The organism is Franconibacter pulveris (assembly GCF_056780215.1).
In genome coordinates this window covers 4435180-4458494 of record NZ_CM165555.1, presented here as the reverse complement: position 1 = coordinate 4458494, position 23315 = coordinate 4435180, and the positions used below count along the sequence as shown (strand labels likewise).

At 57.3% G+C, this 23315-nt stretch carries 16 protein-coding genes, 1 tRNA gene and 2 other RNA genes; 12 read left to right on the top strand and 7 right to left on the bottom strand.

Annotated elements, in window-relative coordinates; all coding sequences use genetic code 11:
* Positions 1-119: 119 nt before the first annotated feature.
* The 9 genes from eptB (at position 120) to dppF (ending at position 8885) form a co-directional block, all read left to right on the top strand.
* Positions 120-1799 (top strand): kdo(2)-lipid A phosphoethanolamine 7''-transferase, encoded by a 1680-nt coding sequence (gene eptB, locus ACU4F7_RS21030; protein WP_481637702.1) that lies wholly within the window; start codon positions 120-122, stop codon positions 1797-1799.
* 91 nt (positions 1800-1890) lie between these two features.
* Positions 1891-1967: transfer RNA gene (locus tag ACU4F7_RS21025), tRNA-Pro, on the top strand.
* 32 nt (positions 1968-1999) lie between these two features.
* Positions 2000-2133: non-coding RNA, RtT sRNA (locus tag ACU4F7_RS21020), on the top strand.
* A gap of 32 nt (positions 2134-2165) precedes the next feature.
* Positions 2166-2299: non-coding RNA, RtT sRNA (locus tag ACU4F7_RS21015), on the top strand.
* A gap of 836 nt (positions 2300-3135) precedes the next feature.
* Positions 3136-4743, top strand: coding sequence for a dipeptide ABC transporter periplasmic-binding protein DppA (gene dppA, locus ACU4F7_RS21010; RefSeq protein ID WP_029590673.1), 1608 nt, complete (start codon positions 3136-3138; stop codon positions 4741-4743).
* Positions 4744-4949: 206 nt separating this feature from the next.
* Positions 4950-5969: a dipeptide ABC transporter permease DppB gene (dppB, locus tag ACU4F7_RS21005; protein WP_481637701.1), complete on the top strand. Its 1020-nt coding sequence runs from the start codon at positions 4950-4952 to the stop codon at positions 5967-5969.
* 9 nt (positions 5970-5978) lie between these two features.
* Complete coding sequence (gene dppC / locus ACU4F7_RS21000) at positions 5979-6881, top strand: dipeptide ABC transporter permease DppC (protein WP_024557838.1); 903 nt, start codon at positions 5979-5981, stop codon at positions 6879-6881.
* Positions 6882-6892: 11 nt separating this feature from the next.
* On the top strand, positions 6893-7888 hold the full coding sequence (gene dppD, locus ACU4F7_RS20995; RefSeq protein WP_029590670.1) for a dipeptide ABC transporter ATP-binding protein: 996 nt from the start codon (positions 6893-6895) through the stop codon (positions 7886-7888).
* Positions 7875-8885: a dipeptide ABC transporter ATP-binding subunit DppF gene (dppF, locus tag ACU4F7_RS20990; protein ID WP_024557840.1), complete on the top strand. Its 1011-nt coding sequence runs from the start codon at positions 7875-7877 to the stop codon at positions 8883-8885. Before dppD ends, dppF begins: the two co-directional genes overlap by 14 nt.
* A gap of 67 nt (positions 8886-8952) precedes the next feature.
* On the opposite strand, the gene pgaD is transcribed toward dppF, so the two are convergent.
* The 7 genes from pgaD to bcsE form a co-directional block, all read right to left on the bottom strand.
* Positions 8953-9474, bottom strand: coding sequence for a poly-beta-1,6-N-acetyl-D-glucosamine biosynthesis protein PgaD (pgaD, locus tag ACU4F7_RS20985; protein WP_481637700.1), 522 nt, complete (start codon positions 9472-9474; stop codon positions 8953-8955).
* A gap of 2 nt (positions 9475-9476) precedes the next feature.
* Positions 9477-10805, bottom strand: coding sequence for a poly-beta-1,6-N-acetyl-D-glucosamine synthase (pgaC, locus tag ACU4F7_RS20980; protein ID WP_029590667.1), 1329 nt, complete (start codon positions 10803-10805; stop codon positions 9477-9479).
* Complete coding sequence (pgaB, locus tag ACU4F7_RS20975; RefSeq protein ID WP_481637699.1) at positions 10802-12817, bottom strand: poly-beta-1,6-N-acetyl-D-glucosamine N-deacetylase PgaB; 2016 nt, start codon at positions 12815-12817, stop codon at positions 10802-10804. Before pgaB ends, pgaC begins: the two co-directional genes overlap by 4 nt.
* Positions 12818-12826: 9 nt before the next feature.
* Positions 12827-15298: a poly-beta-1,6 N-acetyl-D-glucosamine export porin PgaA gene (gene pgaA / locus ACU4F7_RS20970; RefSeq protein WP_481637698.1), complete on the bottom strand. Its 2472-nt coding sequence runs from the start codon at positions 15296-15298 to the stop codon at positions 12827-12829.
* An 853-nt stretch (positions 15299-16151) separates the two neighbouring features.
* Positions 16152-17840 (bottom strand): cellulose biosynthesis protein BcsG, encoded by a 1689-nt coding sequence (gene bcsG, locus ACU4F7_RS20965; RefSeq protein WP_029590662.1) that lies wholly within the window; start codon positions 17838-17840, stop codon positions 16152-16154.
* Entirely contained in the window at positions 17833-18030 is a 198-nt protein-coding gene (gene bcsF, locus ACU4F7_RS20960) for a cellulose biosynthesis protein BcsF (protein WP_481637697.1), read from the bottom strand. The genes bcsG and bcsF overlap by 8 nt, the downstream gene beginning before the upstream one ends.
* Positions 18027-19589: a cellulose biosynthesis protein BcsE gene (bcsE, locus tag ACU4F7_RS20955; protein WP_481637696.1), complete on the bottom strand. Its 1563-nt coding sequence runs from the start codon at positions 19587-19589 to the stop codon at positions 18027-18029. Before bcsE ends, bcsF begins: the two co-directional genes overlap by 4 nt.
* Positions 19590-19749: 160 nt before the next feature.
* Here bcsE and bcsR point away from each other — a divergent pair, with 160 nt between their 5' ends.
* From bcsR to bcsA, 3 genes are read left to right on the top strand one after another with little or no spacing between them, the layout of a single operon-like run.
* The gene (gene bcsR / locus ACU4F7_RS20950) at positions 19750-19953 is read left to right on the top strand and encodes a cellulose biosynthesis protein BcsR (RefSeq protein ID WP_029590659.1); all 204 of its coding nucleotides are present in this window, start codon (positions 19750-19752) and stop codon (positions 19951-19953) included.
* A gap of 12 nt (positions 19954-19965) precedes the next feature.
* On the top strand, positions 19966-20712 hold the full coding sequence (gene bcsQ / locus ACU4F7_RS20945) for a cellulose biosynthesis protein BcsQ (RefSeq protein WP_481637695.1): 747 nt from the start codon (positions 19966-19968) through the stop codon (positions 20710-20712).
* Positions 20699-23314 (top strand): UDP-forming cellulose synthase catalytic subunit, encoded by a 2616-nt coding sequence (gene bcsA, locus ACU4F7_RS20940; protein WP_481637694.1) that lies wholly within the window; start codon positions 20699-20701, stop codon positions 23312-23314. Before bcsQ ends, bcsA begins: the two co-directional genes overlap by 14 nt.
* Position 23315 lies beyond the last annotated feature (1 nt).

Here is a 23315-nt window from a genome sequence, read left to right as displayed (position 1 = left end):
ATGGTCTACTAGCGCACGTCTGAGATAAGAATCTGTCGATTCCTCTTGTTTTTTACGAATGAGTTTTCTCTTTGAACGAGGGAAAGCGTTATTGCACCTGTGTTGCCGGGGCGGCTTGCATGAGATATATCCTCTCTATGACGCAGCAGAAAGTCAGCTTTCTGCTCGCGCTCTATATTGGTCTTTTTTTCAACTGCGCGGTGTTTTACCGTCGCTTTGATGGATATGCGCAGGATTTCACTGCCTGGAAGGGAATTTCCGCCGTGGTCGAGCTGTTCGCGACCGTTTTAGTCACCTTTTTCCTGCTACGCGTGCTTTCCTTATTTGGCCGGCGCGTATGGCGTATTCTGACAACGCTTATCGTGCTGTTTTCCGCCGCCGCCAGTTATTACATGACGTTCCTGAACGTGGTGATTGGCTATGGCATCATCGCCTCGGTAATGACCACGGATATCGACCTCTCAAAAGAGGTGGTGGGCTGGCAGTTCTTCGTCTGGATGATTGCCGTCAGCGCGCTGCCGATGGTGCTTATCTGGCGCAACCGCTGCAGCTTTACTCTGTTACGCCAGCTGCGCAGCCGTGAGCAGCGTTTGCGCAGCGCCATTGTGGTGGTGGTGGCAGGCGTGCTGGTCTGGGCGCCGATTCGCCTGCTCGACCTGCATCAAAAAAATGTGGAACGTACCTCTGGCGTGGATATGCCGAGCTACGGCGGCGTGGTAGCGAACTCCTACCTGCCCTCTAACTGGCTTTCAGCGCTGGGTTTGTACGCCTGGGCGCAGGTGGATGAATCAAGCGACAATAAATCACTGATGAACCCGGCGAAGAAATTTACGTACGACGCCCCAAAAGGCATTGATGATACGTACGTCGTGTTCATTATTGGTGAAACCACGCGCTGGGATCACATGGGCATGCTCGGTTACGACCGCGACACCACGCCGAAACTCGCGCAGGAGAAAAACCTGGCGGCGTTCCGCGGCGAGTCGTGCGATACGGCGACCAAGCTCTCCCTGCGCTGCATGTTTGTGCGCGAAGGCGGAGCGGAAGATAACCCGCAGCGCACCCTGAAAGAGCAAAACGTTTTCGCCGTGCTTAAGCAGCTCGGTTTTAGCTCCGATCTCTATGCCATGCAGAGCGAGATGTGGTTCTACAGCAACACCATGGCGGATAACATTTCGTACCGCGAGCAGATTGGCGCCGAGCCGCGTAACCGCGGCAAGCAGGTCGATGACATGCTGCTGGTGGAAGAGATGCAAAACTCGCTGAGTGAGCATCAGAAAGGCAAGCACATCGTTATTTTGCATACCAAAGGGTCGCACTATAACTATGTGCAGCGCTATCCGCGCAGCTTCGCTCGCTGGCAGCCGGAGTGCATGGGCGTAGACAGCAAGTGCAGCAAGCAGGAGCTGATTAACGCCTACGATAACTCGGTGCTCTATGTTGACAGCTTTATCTCGAAGGTGATTGACCAGGTGCGCGATAAGAAGGCCATCGTCTTTTACGCCGCCGACCATGGCGAATCGATTAACGAGAAAGAGCATCTGCACGGCACGCCGCGCAACATTGCGCCGCCGGAACAGTTCCGCGTGCCGATGATGGTCTGGATGTCCGATAGCTATCTGGCGGAGCCGGAGCACGCGCGCGCTTTCGCCCAGCTTAAAAAGCAGGCGCAGGATAAGACCGCGCACCGCCACGTCGAGCTTTACGACACCATTATGGGGTGCCTGGGTTACACCTCGCCGGACGGCGGAATCGACCAGAACAACAACTGGTGCCGCGCTCCCGCGACGCAGAAATAGCCAGCGGCGCTGGCTTTCCAGGCGATCGCGTGGCTTTTTGAAATAAGGTATTGACGCTGGGGTAGCACGGCAGTAATATGCGCCCCGCATTCGGTGATTGGCGCAGCCTGGTAGCGCACTTCGTTCGGGACGAAGGGGTCGGAGGTTCGAATCCTCTATCACCGACCAAATTCGAAAAGCCTGCTCAACGAGCAGGCTTTTTTGCATTTAACGCCTGCGAGGATGAGAACCTCCGGGGGTGGAGGTTCGACTCGAGCGCAGCGAGAGAACGTTGCTTGTGCAACGGCCCGCAGGGCGCGTCACGCAGTGACGTGTAATCCTCTGGCACCGACCAAATTCGAAAAGCCTGCTCAACGAGCAGGCTTTTTTGCATTTAACGCCTGCGAGGATGAGAACCTCCGGGGGTGGAGGTTCGACTCGAGCGCAGCGAGAGAACGTTGCTTGTGCAACGGCCCGCAGGGCGCGTCACGCAGTGACGTGTAATCCTCTGGCACCGACCAAATTCGAAAAGCCTGCTCAACGAGCAGGCTTTTTTGCATTTAACGTTCGCGCTTTTATCACAAGCGGCGAATAAAACCGCCAATAAAACAGGCGGCGAGACTTAAGCGCGAAAAATTCATTTCAATTCTCTTTTTTTATAAACGCTATTTGCCAGATTATTTGCGTTATTTAAACAGGGCTAAAAAAGCCTCGTTTTAAATACGCTATTTTTGTTTCTTTTATCTTTTAGTCCAACGCGCCAGCACGCAACGCATCCGTTCATAAAAAGCAGTTTTTAACCAAACGGCAGATGGCGACGAGAGGCTCTATTTTTTGCGGCGCTCTGACGGTTTTGTGAGATATTCCATTGAAAATAGTTATGAAAAAGGGTGGATACTTTTCCCTCCGCTTATAGATGCTGCCAGCATTTTTAGCTGAACCCCTACGCGTTTACAGCATGAATCGTTCATTACTTCGCCAGCTCGCCACTAATTTTACAGAAATGGCGCAAATCATAACCGCTGGATGTTGAAAATTATTAAGAGGATTATTCTGGCATCAGGGCAGTAGCATAAATTTCCCTGCTGGAAATAGCGGCTTGAACTTTTTTTAATCTTTGTTTGCGGTTTCTCACCCCGCTTGTAAATCCCGGTGACCTGTATTGACGTTTTCCTAATCTGTTGACAGATTGTAGGGCGTGAGGGGCCCTTTACGGACAAAATGCACTGCTTCCTGGTCAACCTTACGAAAGGAATCCCCATCCTCACAACGCCCAGCGGGCACCCCGATCGGACCGGGTAAAAAACAAAAAAAGGTCTGACGGATAACACAACACCCACCACATTGGAGCAGAAGAATGAGTATTTCCTTGAAAAAGTCAGGGATGCTGAAGTTTGGTCTGAGCCTGGTAGCCATGACCGTTGCAGCAAGCGTACAGGCAAAAACCCTGGTTTACTGTTCAGAAGGCTCGCCGGAAGGCTTTAACCCACAGCTCTTTACCTCTGGCACCACCTATGACGCAAGCTCAGTGCCAATTTATAACCGCCTGGTAGAATTCAAAACCGGCACCACCGAAATCATTCCGGGCCTGGCTGAGAAGTGGGAAGTCAGCGAGGACGGCAAAACGTACACCTTCCACCTGCGCAAAGGCGTGAAGTGGCAGGACAATAAAGAATTCAAACCGACGCGCGATTTCAACGCCGACGACGTCGTCTTCTCTTTTGACCGTCAGAAAAACGATCAGAACCCGTACCATAAAGTTTCTGGCGGCAGCTACGAGTACTTTGAAGGCATGGGCCTGCCGGCGCTCATTTCCGAAGTGAAAAAAGTGGACGACTCCACCGTTCAGTTCGTGCTGACCCGTCCGGAAGCGCCGTTCCTGGCTGACCTCGCCATGGACTTCGCGTCGATTCTTTCCAAAGAATATGCCGACAACATGCTGAAAGCCGGTACGCCGGAGAAAGTTGACCTGAACCCGATCGGCACCGGTCCGTTCCAGCTGCTGCAATACCAGAAAGATTCGCGCATTCTCTACAAAGCGTTTGAAGGCTTCTGGGGCACTAAGCCGAAGATCGACCGTCTGGTCTTCTCTATCACGCCGGACGCTTCCGTGCGTTATGCCAAGCTGCAGAAAAATGAATGTCAGGTGATGCCGTACCCCAACCCGGCCGACATCGCCCGCATGAAGCAGGACAAAAACATCAATCTGATGGAGCAGGCCGGCCTGAACGTGGGCTATCTCTCCTTCAACACCGAGAAGAAGCCGTTTGACGACGTGAAAGTGCGTCAGGCGCTGACTTACGCGGTGAACAAAGAAGCCATCATCAAAGCGGTATACCAGGGCGCGGGCGTTGCCGCGAAAAACCTGATCCCGCCGACCATGTGGGGCTATAACGACGACGTTAAGGACTACACTTACGACGTTGAGAAAGCAAAAGCGCTGCTGAAAGAAGCGGGCCAGGATAAAGGCTTTACCGTTGAGCTGTGGGCGATGCCGGTACAGCGTCCGTACAACCCGAACGCGCGCCGCATGGCGGAGATGATCCAGTCTGACTGGGCGAAAATCGGCGTTCAGGCCAAAATCGTGACCTATGAGTGGGGTGAATACCTCAAGCGCGCGAAAGCGGGCGAACACCAGGCGGTGATGATGGGCTGGACCGGCGACAACGGAGATCCGGATAACTTCTTCGCCACGCTGTTTAGCTGCGACGCGGCGAAAGATGGTTCCAACTACTCCCGCTGGTGCTACAAGCCGTTTGAAGATCTGATTCAGCCGGCGCGCGCCACCGACGACCACAACAAGCGTATCGAGCTTTACAAACAGGCTCAGGTAGTGATGCATGACCAGGCGCCTGCGCTGATTGTCGCTCACTCCACCGTTTATGAGCCGGTGCGTAAAGAGGTCAAAGGCTACGTTGTGGACCCGCTGGGTAAACACCACTTCGAAAACGTATCTGTCGAATAATAAGCAAGTAAGATACCCGACTCCCTCTCCCTGACCGGGCGAGGGGCGGGGTGGGGAGCCGCGGCGAAATCCGCCTCCTCACCCGCCCCTTTCCTGGCGGGGGAGGGGAAGGGTGTATTCCCTCCCGAACGGGAGCGTGAAACACATTTGTGAGCAATACAGACGTACTGTCACCAGGCCGTGCGTCATTACAGAGAATCCGGGTTATGTTGCAGTTCATCCTCCGACGTCTGGGGCTTGTCATTCCGACGTTTATCGGTATTACCCTTCTCACTTTTGCCTTCGTCCATATGATCCCCGGCGACCCGGTGATGATCATGGCGGGCGAACGTGGCATTTCCCCCGAGCGCCATGCGCAGCTGCTGGCTGAACTGGGCCTGAACAAGCCGCTGTGGCAGCAGTACCTCAATTACATCTGGGGCGTATTGCACGGCGATTTAGGCGTCTCGTTGAAAAGCCGCCTGCCGGTGTGGGAAGAGTTCGTTCCGCGTTTCAAAGCAACGCTGGAACTTGGCATTTGCGCCATGATTTTCGCCGTTGCGGTCGGTATCCCGGTTGGGGTTCTGGCGGCCGTGAAGCGCGGCTCTATTTTCGACCATACCGCCGTGGGTCTGTCGCTCACCGGTTACTCCATGCCTATCTTCTGGTGGGGCATGATGCTTATCATGCTGGTGTCGGTGCAGTGGAACCTGACGCCGGTTTCCGGGCGCGTCAGCGACATGGTGTTCCTCGACGACACGAACCCGCTCACCGGCTTTATGCTGATAGACACCGCTATCTGGGGCGAGGAAGGCAACTTTATCGATGCGCTGGCGCACATGATCCTGCCCGCCATTGTGCTGGGCACCATTCCGCTGGCGGTCATCGTGCGTATGACGCGCTCCTCCATGCTGGAAGTGCTGGGCGAGGACTACATCCGCACCGCGCGCGCTAAAGGGTTAACCCGCATGCGCGTGATTGTGGTGCATGCGCTGCGCAACGCCATGCTGCCGGTCGTCACGGTTATCGGTTTGCAGGTCGGCACGCTACTGGCGGGCGCTATCCTCACCGAGACGATTTTCTCCTGGCCGGGTCTTGGCCGCTGGCTGATTGACGCGCTGCAACGCCGCGATTATCCGGTGGTGCAGGGCGGGGTGCTGCTGGTGGCGACGATGATTATTCTCGTCAACCTGCTGGTCGATCTGCTGTACGGCGTGGTGAACCCGCGTATACGTCACAAGAAGTAAGGGGCCATCATGTCTCAAGTTACAGAAAACAAAGCCGTTGCGGCCCCGGTGCCGATGACGCCGATGCAGGAATTCTGGCACTACTTCAAGCGCAACAAAGGCGCGGTAGTAGGCCTGGTCTACGTCGTGGTGATGATTATTATCGCTGTGTTCGCCAACTTTCTGGCGCCGCATAACCCCGCCGACCAGTTCCGCGACGCGCTGCTCGCGCCGCCGGTGTGGCAGGACGGCGGCAGCTGGGCGCATATCCTCGGCACCGATGACGTAGGCCGCGATACACTCTCGCGTCTGATGTACGGCGCGCGCCTGTCGCTGCTGGTAGGCTGCCTGGTGGTGGTGCTGTCGCTCATCATGGGCATCGTGCTTGGACTTATCGCCGGTTACTTCGGCGGCGTGGTGGATGTCATCATCATGCGCGTGGTTGATATCATGCTGGCGCTGCCGAGCCTGCTGCTCGCGCTGGTGCTGGTGGCGATTTTCGGTCCGTCGATAGTCAACGCGTCGCTGGCGCTCACCTTTGTGGCGCTCCCCCACTATGTGCGTTTAACCCGCGCCGCAGTGCTGGTGGAAGTGAACCGCGACTATGTGACCGCCTCCCGCGTGGCGGGCGCAGGCGCCATGCGCCAGATGTTCGTCAACATTTTCCCCAACTGCCTTGCGCCGCTGATTGTTCAGGCGTCGCTCGGTTTCTCCAACGCCATTCTCGACATGGCCGCCCTTGGCTTCCTTGGCATGGGTGCGCAACCGCCGACGCCGGAGTGGGGCACGATGCTCTCCGACGTGTTGCAGTTTGCGCAGAGCGCCTGGTGGGTAGTGACCTTCCCGGGTCTCGCTATTCTGCTGACGGTGCTGGCATTTAACCTGATGGGCGACGGCTTGCGCGACGCGCTCGACCCCAAACTCAAGCAGTAAAGAGGCACGAGATGGCGTTATTGAATGTAGATAAATTATCGGTGCACTTCGGCGACGAAGACGCGCCGTTCCGCGCCGTAGACCGCATAAGCTACAGTGTGAAGCAGGGTGAAGTGGTGGGCATCGTCGGCGAATCCGGCTCAGGGAAGTCGGTCAGCTCGCTCGCCATTATGGGCCTGATTGATTACCCCGGCCGCGTGATGGCCGATAACCTGGCATTTAACGGCCAGGACTTAAAGCGCATCTCTGAAAAAGAGCGCCGCAACCTGGTGGGCGCCGAAGTGGCGATGATTTTCCAGGACCCGATGACCAGCCTGAACCCCTGCTACACCGTGGGCTACCAGATTATGGAAGCCATCAAGGTGCATCAGGGCGGCAACAAGAAAACCCGCCGCCAGCGGGCTATCGACCTGTTAAACCAGGTCGGCATTCCGGACCCGGCGTCGCGTCTGGATGTCTACCCGCACCAGCTCTCCGGCGGGATGAGCCAGCGCGTGATGATAGCGATGGCCATCGCCTGCCAGCCGAAGCTGCTGATTGCCGACGAACCGACCACCGCGCTGGATGTGACCATCCAGGCGCAAATCATCGAGCTGCTGCTGGAGCTTCAGCAAAAAGAGAACATGGCGCTGGTGCTTATCACCCATGACCTCGCGCTGGTGGCCGAAGCGGCGCACAAAATCATCGTGATGTACGCAGGCCAGGTGGTGGAGACGGGCGAGGCGAAAGATATTTTCCGCGCGCCGCGCCACCCTTACACGCAGGCGCTGCTGCGCGCGCTGCCGGAATTCGCGCAGGACAAAGCGCGTCTGGCCTCGCTGCCGGGCGTGGTGCCGGGCAAATATGACCGCCCGACGGGTTGTCTGCTGAACCCGCGTTGCCCGTACGCCACGGAACGCTGCCGCGTTGAAGAACCGGGCCTGAACCTGGTGGACAACGGTCGCCAGTCGAAATGCCACTATCCACTCGATGATGCCGGGAGGCCGACAAATTATGAGCACGCATGAGGCCACCTTACAGCCGCAGCCGCTGCTGCAGGCTATCGATCTGAAAAAACACTATCCGGTGAAGAAAGGCTTCTTCGCCCCGGAGCGTCTGGTGAAAGCGCTGGACGGCGTGTCGTTCACCCTTGAGCGCGGCAAAACGCTGGCCGTGGTCGGCGAATCGGGCTGCGGCAAATCGACGCTGGGCCGCCTGCTCACGATGATCGAAACGCCGACCGGCGGCGAGCTTTACTATCAGGGGCAGGATCTGCTCAAGCACGATCCGCAGGCGCAAAAGCTGCGCCGCCAGAAAATTCAGATTGTCTTCCAGAACCCGTACGGTTCGCTGAACCCGCGCAAAAAAGTGGGGCAGATTCTGGAAGAGCCGCTGCTTATCAACAGCGATATGAGTAAAGAGGCGCGCCGCGAGAAAGCGCTGGCGATGATGGCGAAAGTAGGGCTTAAAACCGAGCACTACGACCGCTATCCGCACATGTTCTCCGGCGGTCAGCGTCAGCGTATCGCTATCGCCCGCGGGCTGATGCTGGACCCGGACGTGGTGATTGCGGACGAACCGGTCTCGGCGCTGGACGTGTCCGTACGCGCGCAGGTGCTGAACCTGATGATGGATTTGCAGCAGGACCTGGGACTTTCCTACGTCTTTATTTCTCACGACCTCTCGGTGGTGGAGCATATCGCTGATGAAGTGATGGTGATGTACTTAGGCCGCTGCGTAGAGAAAGGGACGAAAGACCAAATCTTCAATAACCCGCGTCATCCGTACACCCAGGCGCTGCTGTCCGCCACGCCGCGTCTGAACCCGGACGATCGTCGCGAGCGCATAAAGCTGACCGGCGAGCTGCCAAGCCCGCTCAACCCGCCGCCGGGTTGCGCCTTTAACGCTCGCTGCCGTCGCCGCTTTGGCACCTGCACCCAGATCCAGCCGGCGCTGAAGAGCTACGGCGGGCAACTGGTGGCCTGCTTCGCGGTAGACCAGGATGAGAACGCGGAAAAGCGCTAACGCCTGACCCATAAAAAAGCCGACGCATGCGTCGGCTTTTTTTTATCTTCTGCCTTTATCTTCTGACTCAGTGCAGCCGGTCCTCTTCCACCAGCGAAGCCGGCACCGTTTCGCCGGCGGGCAGCAGAGGGAGCCTGCCTTGCTCGGTCGGCGCCGGCAACAGGCTTTCGCCGATAGCGCGGTTGACTTCCACATGGTCGATGCCGCCGTGGTCGTCGTGAAACACCGTCTGAACGCGTCCTTTGTTCATCTCCGTAACCAGTTTTGGCGTTATCTGGAAGCTCTCCGCGACCTCTTCATGCTCAAGGTCAGGGCGGCGTTTGCGCCGCTCCACGCGAAAGCGAAACTGGTTGTATTTTGCCCAGATAAGCAGCGCGACGCCGTTAAGCATCGCCATCAGAATATAGATAGCGATGGTGCCAAGCGTGGCGTAAAACGGACGCGGTCCGGTTGTCGCAGGCAGCATTAACTCTTTCATCAGATCAAAATAGATAAGGTAAGTAAATGCCGCCCAGGCCAGAATCGTCAACAGGACGTCGAATACGCGCGGCGCAAGGCGCTGCTCGGTGAAAATTAACGGCTGCATCATCACTAGATCCTCCCTATACCACGATCGGGGCTGACCCAACGCGCGCGGGCGCGCTGGCGTTTAAGCATCACTTTCGGGAAGGCGACCAGCGTGGTGAACAGGCTTAACATCCAGTACACCACCGGGAACCAGATAACCCAGAACAGTGAAGCGCCAATGTTCTTCTCATAGCGTCGCTCAATGAGCAGGCTCACCATAAACTGCAGCAAACAGACCACGGCCAGAATTAACCCGGTGAACTCTGGCGGGAACAACCGCTGGATGAGAAGTGAATCGGGCAGCGGGAAAATAAAGCCCAGCACGAAAAGCACGATGCTGGCGGCGTAGGCAAACGCCCACGTTGTCGAAAGACAAAACTCGGCAAACAGCGGCCACATGCGACGGTATTCCCACGACCACAGGCGACGCATGTTGACCAGGAACACTTCCGCGCCGCCCTGCGCCCAGCGCAGACGCTGCTTCCACAACCCTTTCATGGTCTCCGGCATCAGGATCCAGCACAGCGCGCGCGGTTCAAAAAATATCGACCAGTGACGCAACTGCAGCTTCCAGCTGATGTCGATATCTTCGGTGATCATATCCGGGCTCCAGTAGCCCACTTCCGCCAGCGCGCGGCGGCGGAAGGCGACAATCACGCCAGAGACGGTAAAGACCTGGCCGTAGATACGCTGGGTGCGTTTGATAAGGCCGATAATTGAGGAGAACTCGCCCACCTGCACGCGGCCCACAAGCGTTGAGCGGGTGCGAATGCGCGGGTTGCCCGTCACCGCGCCGACGCGCGGATGTTGCAGCAGCGGCGCCACCATGTAAGCGGCGGTATCGCGGTCCAGCAACGCGTCGCCGTCGATGCAGACCAGATACTCACTGCGGGCCGCCGCCGCGCCGGTTTTCAGCGCCACCGCTTTGCCCTGGTTTTCCGCCAGGTGAATCACGCGCAGCCGCGGATACTCTTCCGCCAGCTGGTTAAGCACGTCGGCGGTGTTGTCCTTCGAGCCATCGTTAATGGCGATGACTTCCGTATTGGCGTAACGCTGCGCCAGCGCCGCCTCTACAGTCTCCCGCGCGTTCAGCCCTTCGTTGTAGCAAGGGATGAGAATGGAGATAAGCGGGTTGCCCGGCAGCTCCGGCGGCGGCGCGTCGTCGCCCCATTTCCACTTGCGCTCCCGGTAAAACCAGAAGTAAAGCCCGCCCGTAATCCACAATGCAGACATAAACAGCGGCCAGAAGAAAACGAAGTTCAGCATCACTTCACCCGTGAAGATAGCGGCGACCCCCAGCGGGATACTGAACACCAGGCACAGAATTAAAAAAGCTATGATGCGATCGGTCATTTTTGCGGGTACCAGTATGCGGAGAATGCCGGTCGAACTTCGGACATCTCAGGTTGATCGTTAATGAAATCATCGGGGTAGTAGCCAAAGTTGAAGGCGCCGCTCATCTGGAGCTGTTGCATCCACTCTTTCAGCTGATCGCCGCTGATTTCCGCGTGATTTTCCTGTTTGCGCCAGTCGCGCGCCTGCAATTCAAAAACGGTTCTGTTTAACGCGCCCGGATGTTCCGCCACCGCATGCACCAGCTTCTCGAGCCAGGCGTTGCTTTCGTTGAGCGGCACGCCTTCCATCAGCGGCATCGCCATCGGCGCCGTCCAGTCATAGGTGGTAAGGAAGTCATTCAGGTTCTGCGCGAACCAGGATTCGCTTTTCGGATCCAGCACCGGCATGGCGTAGATATTGCGCGCCGTTCTGACTTGCGGGCCGCGAATCGTGCGCACGGTCTCGGTTAACGATTTCGTAAAGTCGATAAGTTCCCGGCTCTTGTAACGCGTCCAGCGTTCAAACTCCTGCGGGTTGTTGCGAATGTCCGTAATCGTCCCTTTAAAGCCCGCCTTGTGGTACGCCGCCATGGCGTCCGGGCTGGCGTCTTCAAAGTCCGTCAGCAGCGCGTCGTCATGGAACAGCACGCCGTTGAAGTTGGAATAACGGGCCAGGTCTTCATAGATTTCAGTGATGCGCTGGCGCGCCACCGGGTTCCACGGCGAAAGACGCTGATACTGTTTCGGGTCCACTTTCGCGGTGCCGCTTTCCGTGTCCCAGACCTGCACGCGCGGCAGGGATTTATCGAGATCGAAAGCCAGCACCGGCATCCAGGCGTACACCTTCACGCCGCCGCGAGTTTGCAACTGCCAGGCCAGGAAGTTAAAGAGATCGGAACGCACCGGCAGCCAGCGGTTCTTGAAGTAGAGCTCTTTGACGGTGCCGTCGCCGGTCGGGTCCGCGTAAGCCTGCAGGAAAACGTGGCTTATCTTCATGTCAAAGACGCGCTGGATAAGCTTGTCGATGTTCTTCTGCTGCTGTTTCGGGTCCTTGTCGTAGACGTAGTCCAGGTCCACGTGCATCACCCGCATTTTATTCGGCTCCTGCGCGTCGATAACCGCGTTGGCGAAGTTGTTGATAGACGGGTTGCCCGACACCAGATAGCGCGGAATGCTGTCGAGGTTGTTGACGTTGCCAAGGCCCTCGTTAAGGGTGAACACCATCTGATAGCCATGCTTTTTGATTATCGACAGCGACACGCCATTGGCCGCGCCATAAGGCCAGACCCAGGCGCGCGGCGCCTTGCCGGTCGTTTCCTTGAGTTTGGCGGTGATGGTGGCTACGTCCTTATCGATACGCGCCCGGAACTCTTCGTCCGTCTCATACTGGCCGGTCTTTTTGTTGAACATGCGGTTCGCGACCGCAGGCTGCGAGCTGCCCTGCGGGTTAGCCACGCCGCCATAGTGCGAAGCCCAGGTATGCGAACCGATTTCCACCAGCGGCGAGCGGCTCACTTCACGCACCATATCCCAGGTGGCGAACTTCTCGCGGGCGGTCGGCAGGCCGCCGAAGTCGACCTTTTTGTTCTCCGGCGTGCTGACCCAGATGCCGACCGGCGCCCACAGGGCGGGCCAGTTATAGGCTTTCAGCAGCGGCCAGACGCGGGTATAGAAACTGCTGTAGCCGTCATCGAAGGTCAGCAGCACCGCTTTCGGCGGCAGGGGCGCGCCGCCGTTGCGGGCATCCAGGATCTGTTGCACGCTCACCGGCCGGTAGCCGTTGCGCTTAAGCCAGACCATCTGATCGTTGAGCGCGCTGGTGCGCACTGACATGTAGCGCTGGTCCGCCCCGTCATCTTCCACATCGTGATAGGCAATCACGAGGAAGCTGTTGTGCGGCCAGGGTTGGTTAGATTCTGGCATAGGTCTTTCCGCAGGTGGCGTAAAGCGAGGGTTTTCCGCGTTGCCGCAAGCGGTCATCAGTAACCAACCAGCGAGCAACAGGCCCATACGCAGGAAATGTTTCAACATGAAAAGTCCTTAAAACCTGACGTTTAAATCGAAGGAGACGGAGATATTTCTTTCACGCTCGCCGTCGTAGGGACGTCTGTCCCAGGTGAGCATGAATCCGCCTTCCACCACGTTGTTCCACTGGACACGCTGTCCGTACCCAACAGTCGTAATCAGCCCGCTGCCCTGACCTTTTTGCATGTAGCTGCCGGCGCCTGCGTAAAGCTGCTGTGTCCAGGCGTTGTCATAGTGGTGATAGAGCAGGTGTTCGGCGGTAAGCCCCGGCACCAGCGAGAGATCCCGTTTCGGGTTGTAATAGTTCACGTCTTCTTTGTTGTTAAAGCTGCCGCTAATGCTGGGGGTAAAATCCAGCGTGAAGCGGGGGCGGGAAAAGAGACGTTCATGGCCGCTCAGGCTGTATTCAAAACGGTCGTTGCCGTCAGAGAACCAGGACGGCGCCACGCTTAGCTGGTATTCACGTCTTTCGTTTTGATACCAGCGCACAAACGCATCGCCGCCGTTGGCCGTTACGCCGCTACGCAGCGCACGCAGTGGCGTATTGCGCGAGATTCGCTCGGCTGAGCCGCCCACGCGCCAGTTGTCGTTGAAGTCGTGCCAGCCGGAAAGACGAGCGCCAATCTTCTGGCCGTCGTTAAAGTTACGCCCGGAGATCTCCGCTTCAGCCCAGTTGTCGCGCGAGCGCCACTCCACGCCGCCCAGCACGTCGCGGTTATAGCCTTTACCCTCTTCAAACTCGCCGGTGGCGAAGTTAAAACCAGCAAAGAGCCGCACGTTTTCGTTAATCGGCGGGCTATAAAGGGCGCTCTGGAAAGTAAAGTCGTGCTGACCGCTGATGGGGCTGTCAGAGTCGATACCCTGGCTGCCCGCGATGCGCAGTTCCATTTTGTCATGCACGTCGCGCAGGCGCGCCAGACGCTGCGAGTCCTGGTCTTGCGGGCTGCGGGCCATGACGTCGTCAATCAGCAGGCGTGCCTGTTCCCACTCATAAAGATCCATCGCCACGTAAGCCTGCTGACGCTCCAGCTCGAGGTTATTCGGCTCCAGCACTTCAGCGATTTTCAGTTCCCGCTCCGCCCGACGGGGCAGGCCGCGCGTTTCCAGCACGGAGGCGTAACCGATGCGCAAACCCTGGTTGCCGGGACCGGAACGGGCCAGGCGTTCAGAAAGCTCCTCCGCCGCCGGCAGGTCGTTGGTCATCGCGCGATACTGCGCCTGTAATGTCTGACCGAGCAGCCAGTAGTCGTTCGGTTCCGGCGTCGGCGAGCCGTAATAACGGCGCAGATAAGGGGTGTTCTTAACCAGCTCGTCTATTTGCGCCTTCGCCGCTTCGTAATCGCCGTTTTCCATCCGGGTGTAGAAGAGCGCCTGGGTGTCATCCTGTGAAAGCGAGGTGACGCTGAAGGCTTTCGGGTTGTCGCTGCGAAAGACTTCGTTCATCAGCACTTCCGCTTTGTCGGGGCGCTGTCTGGTCAGGTAGGCGGAAGCGACCCAGCGTTTGGCGTAGGCGGGCACCGGCTGGCCGTCGGCGCTGATCGCCTCATACTCGCTAATGGTTTCGTCAACCCTGCCGCGCGCCATCAGGGCGCCGAGGCGGTCAACGCGCGCGCGACGATAATCCGCCTGAGCGGCCGGATCGTTGCGCCAGGTATTGAGCAGGCGGTCATAGCGAGACAGCGCTTTGTCAGCCAGCAGGTAGCGCTCTTGCTCAGTGCGGGTAGGCATAAAGGCGGTGCGCACCATTTCGGCTGCCGCGTCGGTCTGCAAGCGGCGGCCCATCTCCGGGGAGACAGCAGCGCTTTCGGAAAGCTCCAGCGCAGGCGAAGAGACGCGGTTGGCCGAGAGCGAGCCGGTCAGGAACTGCGCGGTGCCTTTGTTCTGCGGGTTCTCTTCCTGCGCGCGCGAGGCGGCGAACAGCGCATCCCAGCTCTTGCCCTGAGCGCGGTAGGCGTAAGCCAGCGCTTCGTAGTTAGCCGACGTCGGGGCGCGGGCGACCATCTGACGCGCCTCCGACACCGCCGCGTTATAGTGGCGGGCGTCCGCCATGGTCATCACCCAGCCCGCGCGGATATCGTCGTTTTGCGGCTCCATCGCCAGCGCGGACTCCCAGCGCGCCAGCGAGGCGGGATATTGTTTAAGGTTGCGGTAAGACCGGGCGACCGCCACCTCACCGCGCGCCGGGATAGCCAGCGTGTCGTGATAGCGTTGCCAGACCTTAACGACTTCAGTATCCTGGCCGGCCCAGTTCGCTACCTGCAGCCAGTCGGCCACCTGGTTGGCGTTAAGGGGGTTTTGCTGCTCATGCTCACGCAGATAGCCAAGCAAGGCGGTGGTATTGCCACTGCGTGCTTCCTGCACCAGCGTGTCATAAACAGGGTCAGCGGCAAGTCCTGCCAGCGGAAACGCCATTGCCAGGCTGGCGGCAAGACAGGTTCTGAGCCGGATACGCAAAACGGCTTTATGATGTAGATGCGGGCTACGCATAACTCTCCTTAATATATCTACCCTGATTATTGAGCGGCCGATATCCTGGATTGCCTAAGCAATTCATTTCAGCGAGCCGTGCCAGGTAGTTTCTTAATATTTTGTTGCGACGTAACTCATGCGAAAGTCTGATTGGTCGGTAAATAAAAAATAATAAGCAATGAGCTCGGATTTAAACCTTGAGGCATATCGGTAACGCCAGCAGGGCAGTTACTGAATAAATCCTCAGGCAAAATAAATTAACGGTGTTCAGGCGTCTTGTGGTGAGCGCTTTTATTGCTTATTTAAGTCTGACCATTATGAATAAGTTGCCATCATGAATAAGTGCTAATTTGTCAGGGTGAAAGTGAAAATCTAATTCTTTCGTGTGGGTTTTATTTAATTTGATGATTTATATGGTTTTTAATGGCGGGGTGCGGCGGCTTCTTGAGGAGTAATCTGAAAGTTAGCCTGGAAACTAATCATTGTGCTTGTGGTCTCTGGCGTTTTACAGAATGATAGCCTTTAGCGTGCAGAAGCAACAAGTTAAACCATGGATTAAACCAACGGATATATATTTTTCTCACCCTTTTGCGGGAATAAAGAATGATAAAGATAATACTTCGCAAAGGAACATGAAATATCCGTTATAGCGGGGGCATAAGCGGTCATACGCGAATTAGTTAAATAAGAAAAATTAAAGCGGTGAAATAGCCCCGCGATATTATGCACAGCCAGATTGAACAAATAATGACGCTAATGAGACAGTTCATTGTTTCTTATGCGCTCTTGTTGCGTGCAAGAACTGAGCAGCGGGTTTGCGGGCGCCGTCTTTCACAGGGAAGAACGGCGCCCGGGAGAGGCGTCGCAGCGGTTACTGCGGGTAGGGCACCCAGTCGCCGCCGCTCAGGCGGACGTAGGGTTTGCCCTGGTACTGGATTACCACGGCGTTAGCGTTTTCAGACACCGGCGCGGTTTGCGGCAGATTTTTTGTCAGCGCGTCCCAGTCCACCTGGTCGGCGACAAAGTTTTTGCCATCCACTGAACGCGCCACCAGTTCCGAAATAGCCAGGAAGCTGCTGGGCTGATCGATTTCAATGGCGCTGCCCTGATGCGGCGCTTTCATGCCGACAAACTTCACCCCTACCGGCACGTGGGTGATGGCGGTGCCTGGAATATCACGCAGGCCGGAAACCTGCATTCTGTCGCCCTGCAGCGCCGCGCCATGTTCCGGCACGATAACCACCATCACCCGACGGTTCTCTTTTTCTATCTGCGTCAGGAACGCGTCCAGTTCATCAAACAGTTTCTGCGCCCGCAGCTTGTAATCCGCGGGTTTGCTGTTGCCAGGGAAATGGTTGCCGTCGTGCAGCGGCAACATATTAAAGAAGGTCGCGCTGCTCTTCGTATTATCGCGTCCCTCCTGTTCCAGCCAGCGGTTCAGTACGGCGGTATCGTTATAGACGGGCGAACCGTCGAAGGAGAGCAGGTTAACAGGCAGGTCCGCCTGGTTCATCAGCGGCGCTTTCATGCCGCCAAAGTCGCGCACTTCTTTAAGAAAATCGCCGAACAGGCCGTTATGGTCCATCATCAGATGCTGGGTGAAGCCCAGCTTCTCCAGGTTATCGAACAGATAACAGGCTTCGCTGGCAGGCTGGTAAAGGTTCTTATGCGATGGCTGGCCGCAGCTTGCGCGCAGCAGGCGAATCGCCGCCGGGCCGCTGTAAGAGGTGCCGGAGTTAAAGTTTTTAAAGACGATATCAAAATGCGACCACAGCGGATGGTTCATCAGCCCGGTGGCTTCAATGTCGGACCAGGCGAGCGAGCAGATGTTGATCACTAACAGTTCAAACGGCTGCGCGTCGGCAGGCAGGCTGGCCGGAAGCGGAGTCTGACGTTTGGCTTCGCTGGCGTAAAAGCTGCTGAGCCACGCATTCAGGTTGGCGGTGGTGGGCGGGCCGTCCTGGGCGGGAATATCGCCTGAGACCAGCGCGCCGCCCGTACTGGCGCGCGCGACCGTATTGTCCGCGCCGCCGCCGGTCGCGGTGACCGTGGCGGCGGCGTTCTGGCCTGCAGGCCACAGCGAGATAACCGGGCCGGTCAGCGTAAGTACGTTCAGCCAGAGCATTATCGCCACCACAAAAACGGTAACCCGCAACCACTGAGAGAGAAACAGCCAGGCGACCAGCAGCACAAACGCCGCGCCGACCATCTGCCAGTTAATAAAGCGCGTAATAAGGTCGAGAACATAGTCGCTGCTAAAGCCCGCGATTTGCGAGCCCTGGCTGACCAGGCTCTGCGGCCCCGGCAGCCAGGTATCCCGCCAGAACAGCGCGAAGCCCACAGGCAGCGCCAGCCAGTGGCGCAGGCGGTGCAGGTTGCGGTTCGGTATTGGGAACAGCAGGAAAGCCATAAAAACCAGGTTATCCAGCGCGTGGAAATTGAGATAACCGGCCCACAGCAGGCCAAACTTCAGTAAAAAATAGTAATTCCAGCCGGAAAGGCCGCGCCAGTATTGCCAGCCAGAGACCGACGCCGGTGCGGAAGAGATATGATTAGTCATGTCGTTGGTCTGCCTTGACGTCGGTGCGGCGGTGGAGCGTGCCGACCGGTTTCAGATAGCGGGGTTTAAAAAAAATCGGCCGTACCAGCGCCGTTAATCGCCTGACGGAATGGCGGGCCGCATAGCCCAGCGGGAAGAAAATGACGGCGCACAGCGCGACAAGCTGCAAAATATCGCTGACAGACATCATAAACGGGGCTCCCCTTCGGGCTCGCTTAATAAGATGATGGGCGTCGGAACGCGGCGCCGGGCGTTGTCGTCATGGCGCAGGCTGACGGCAGGGGCGGCGTCGGCGGTCATTTTTAACGGTTTGCTCCACTTTTCTGGCTGCATGGCGCGCATCTGGACGATTTCCGCGGTTATCTGCGCATCTTCATACCAGACCATTCGGTTGGAAAAAATATCGGCGACAGGCAGCGGGAAGATATGCTTCAGCGCGGTATCGAGATCGGGAAGGCGGCAAAAAGAGAGAAACAGCACCAGACGATTTTCGCCCAGCGTAACAATATCCCCCGCTCTCGGCGGACGGCATAACGTTAGCGCCTGCTCTACGCGGATCCCCGGCACCGGGCGCAGGGCCACCAGGATGCCCTTGCCGTCTTTCGGCAGAAGCGTGTTATTCATCAGTGCCGCGACCGAGTCACAAAACGTTTCCCACGGCTGATACCCTCGCAGCTTCAGCGGCTGCATCGAGTCCAGCAGGATGGCGATCTCTTGCGGCACCTGACGAGAAAAAGTTTGCCCCTGCACGCTTTCAATCAGCGTCAGACAGCGTGAAAGCGGCGCGTTCCACGGGATCACGATGTTGGCGCCGCAACCCAGCAGCAAACGCTCATCCGTCGCGCGCACGCTGCCCTGGCTCTCGCGTACAATGATTTTCATCGCCGAGCCGCGTTGCCGGCGCAGCGCATGGATTTGCCGCGCCACGCTCTCCACCTGGCTGTTGCTGGTCAAGGCGAAAATGACGGTAGCGGCCTGCGCCTGCCGCGCTTCGGTGAATAACGCGTCGTTGCTGTCGAACAGGCTCCAGTTTTCAGACAGCGGCGGGGCGCCTTCGAGTACGGAAAAGTGGCTCAGCACGCGGCGCTCATCGTTGCGCGATTGCGGCGCAATCTCCTGCTGCGGCGGCAGCGTCCAGTGCTGCCCGGTCTCAACCAGGCGCAACTGCTGACGCGCGCTCACGCCTTTCTGGTTGAACCAGAAAGCCACGTCATAAAGCCAGGTATCGCCCTCATAGCGCAGCGTAGTAAGTCCGGACAGCAGCGCATACTGATTCGCCAGCGCTGAAATATAGCGGTCGGGATCGGCGCTGGAATTCAATAAAAGCAAGGTACAGCGGTGATATTTCGCCCAGGCGTTAGCAGCTTTAACCCAGCGGCGCAAGTGAGCAGCTGATATATTTTGCAGGCTATTTTCGTCGCACAAGATAATAACCATGCAGTGATGCGGATGGAGACTGCATAATAAGTCCTGCGTCAATCCATCAAAGGCCTTAGAATCATGTGGTAATGCAAATAAAAATAATCTTTTTGGACCGTGATCGCCTTCTAATTTTATGTGCTGATGCTGCATTTCGCCTGTGGTAATAACCGCGACTTTTGCCCTTTCATTTTGTGCAGCGACAGTTCGATTTACCAGCTTTATGGCGTCTTCATACCTGTCTATGTTTACCCACCAGAGTCCTCCGGCGGGCAGCAGGCGCAATTCATCCCATAATGAGTTGATACCAAGATAAAAAACCGGATCCATCGCGCCCCTCATGAAGCAAATAGTCTCTTATTAGCTTACTAGCAAAATTCAAAAATATACCTACCATTGAAATTATAGGCAGCAGATTAGCAATGGGATTAATTTCGTTGCGCGACAGTATGTTTCTTCCCTTATTGACCTGAATGAGCTACAGGAGTTTATGCAAATAGCCGGGATAAATGCTAACCCTTTGTCGACGCCGGAGCAGGGGTACACTTTTCAGAATGATTTAGCGACGCTAAAACACGTATTTCATCTGCCTGAAATTAACTATTCGGATATTTCGCAGCAGGAAAACCTTAAAGCGGCAATTAATCGCTGGCCGCTGCTGGCTGAATTAGCTGAATTAAATAAACGTCAGTGACCGGAGCTGCGGATGACAATACTGGGATTACAAGGCGTGCGCGGCGGGGTTGGAACCACCTCTTTAACGGCGGCGCTTGGCTGGGCATTGCAACAGCTTGGCGAGACGGTACTGGTTGTCGACGCCTCCAGAGATAACCTGCTGCGGCATTTTTTTAACGTCGACTTTTCCCATGAGCAAGGCTGGGCGCGCGCCATGCTGGAAAAACAGTCATGGCGCGCCTGCGCGTGGCGTTATACCCCTCATCTTGATCTGCTGCCCTTTGGGCAGTTAACCCAGGCCCAACTGCAACGCTGGGCGGAAACAGAACACTCTCTTATTGAGTTTGCCGCTGCGCTGCAAATGTTAAAGGCCAGCGGGCGCTACCGCTGGATTCTGCTCGATTTGCCAGCGGATCACAGCCCGCTTACCCGCAGCCTGGTTAGCGTAACGGATAACGTGCTCAGCATCGCCGCGCCTGACGCCAACTGCCATATCCGTCTTCATCAACAGGCGCTGCCGGAGGGCGCGGATTTGCTGGTGAACGGGCGCGCCCTGAACAGTCAGCTGCAGGATGATATTTATCAGCTCTGGCTGCAAACCCAGCGTAACCTGCTGCCGGTAGTGATTCATCGCGATGAAGCGGTGGCGGAAGCGCTGGCGATAAAGCAGCCGCCGGGCGAATACCGGGCCGACGCCCTGGCCTCAGAGGAGATCCTGACGCTGGCGAACTGGTGCATTCTTCATTACGGCGAAGAGGCGTTGCATGAGGGTCGCTAATTGGCTACTCGTCCCGCCGGTCGGCGCCCGCCTGAGCGAGCGCTACAGGCTTTACCGCCGTCATGGCACGCCCGCCTTTAGCGCGGTCGTAGGCTGCCTGCTGTTTGTTATCGGCTGGATGTTTTTGCCGCTGGAAAATCGCCGCTGGCAGGCCATCCGCGCGCGGCATGATGCGCTGTTTCCTCATATTAATTCTCTGCGCCCGCGCCCGCTGGACTGCGCCCGTTATCTGTTGCAAAGCCTGTGGCTGCTGCTGGTTAAGCCGCAAGGGTTGCTGACGACGCCGCGCTGGCGTTCGGTGTCCGGGCTGCAACGATTACGCACCCGCTATCATCTGTGGCTGGAAAACCTGCCGCAGCGCTTTAGCGAAAACACGCAGCGCCATGACGACAAAAAGGAGCTTGGGCATCTTAGCGCGCACTGGCGGCGAATAATTCTTGGCGTGGTGATTGTTTTCTCCCTGCTGCTGGCGGTGCTCTGCATCACGCAGCCCTTTAACCCCCTGTCGCAGTTCATCTTCCTGCTGCTGCTGTGGGGCGTGGCGCTCATGGTGCGACGGCTGCCGGGGCGCTTCTCCGCGCTCATGTTGATAGTGCTTTCGCTCACGGTCTCCTGCCGCTACATCTGGTGGCGCTACACCTCGACCCTGAACTGGAACGATCCGGTAAGCCTGGTCTGCGGCCTGGTGCTGCTCTTTGCGGAAACCTATGCCTGGGTGGTGCTGGTGCTCGGCTATTTTCAGGTGGCCTGGCCGCTTAACCGCCAGCCGGTTCCGCTGCCAGAGAACATGGCGCAGTGGCCTTCCGTTGATATCTTTGTGCCGACTTACAACGAAGATCTCAACGTCGTGAAAAACACGATTTACGCCTCGCTTGGCATCGACTGGCCGAAAGACAAGCTCACTATCTGGATCCTCGACGATGGCGGAAGGGAGGCGTTCCGCCGGTTCGCCAAAGAGGTCGGCGTGAACTATATCGCCCGCACCACGCATGAGCATGCCAAGGCGGGCAACATTAATAACGCCCTCAAGCACGCCACCGGCGAATTTGTCTCTATCTTTGACTGCGACCATGTGCCCACGCGCTCGTTCCTGCAGATGACCATGGGCTGGTTTGTGAAAGACAAAAAGCTGGCGATGATGCAGACGCCGCACCATTTCTTCTCGCCGGATCCGTTTGAGCGCAACCTGGGCCGTTTTCGTAAGACCCCGAATGAGGGGACGCTGTTCTATGGTCTGGTGCAGGATGGCAACGATATGTGGGACGCCACCTTCTTTTGCGGCTCTTGCGCGGTTATTCGCCGCAAGCCGCTGGACGAAATCGGCGGCATTGCGGTGGAAACCGTGACGGAAGACGCCCACACGTCGCTGCGCCTGCATCGCCGGGGGTATACCTCTGCGTATATGCGCATTCCCCAGGCGGCGGGACTGGCGACAGAGAGCCTCTCGGCGCATATCGGCCAGCGCATCCGCTGGGCGCGCGGCATGGTGCAAATTTTCCGCCTTGATAACCCCTTATTTGGCAAAGGGCTGAAATTCGCGCAGCGGCTTTGTTACGTGAACGCCATGTTCCACTTTCTTTCCGGCATCCCGCGGCTTATTTTCCTGACCGCGCCGCTGGCGTTCTTAATGCTGCACGCTTACATCATCTACGCCCCGGCGCTGATGATTGCGCTCTTTGTCTTGCCGCATATGGTTCACGCCAGTCTCACTAACTCCAAAATTCAGGGTAAATATCGCCACTCTTTCTGGAGCGAAATCTACGAAACCGTACTGGCCTGGTACATTGCGCCGCCGACCTTCGTCGCTTTAATCAACCCGCACAAAGGGAAGTTTAACGTGACGGCGAAAGGGGGGCTGGTGGAAGAAGAGTATGTCGACTGGGTTATCTCGCGTCCCTACATCTTCCTGGTGCTTCTGAACGTGGTCGGGCTGCTGGTCGGCGTCTGGCGCTACGTCTATGGCCCGCAAAACGAAACGTTGACGGTTATCGTTTCCATGGCCTGGGTTTTCTACAACCTGATTATTCTCGGCGGCGCGGTGGCGGTTTCCGTAGAGAGCAAACAGGTGCGGCGCGCCCACCGTGTGGAAATGGTCATGCCGGCGGCTATCGCCCGTGAAGATGGCCATCTTTTCTCCTGTACGGTGCATGACTACTCGGACGGCGGGCTGGGGATAAAAATCCATGGCCAGGCGCAGGTGCGGGAAGGGCAAAAAGTAAAGCTGCTGCTTAAGCGCGGCCAGCAGGAGTACGCCTTCCCGGCCCGGGTAGCCCGCGTGTTCGGGGCGGAAGTAGGGCTGCATCTGGACCAACTGAGCACCCGTCAGCATATCGATTTTGTGCAATGCACGTTTGCGCGCGCGGATACCTGGGCGCTCTGGCAGGACAGTTTCCCGGAAGATAAACCGCTGGAAAGCCTGCTGGATATTCTCAAGCTCGGTTTTCGCGGCTACCGCCATCTCGCGGAGTTCGCGCCGTCCTCATTAAAAATGGTTTTCAGGGCACTCACTGCGCTGGTCGGCTGGGTAGTGTCGTTTGTTCCTCGCCGTCCGGCGCGTGTGGTTGCCGGGCAAGCTCCGGCCCCGGTTATGAGTCAACGATGAT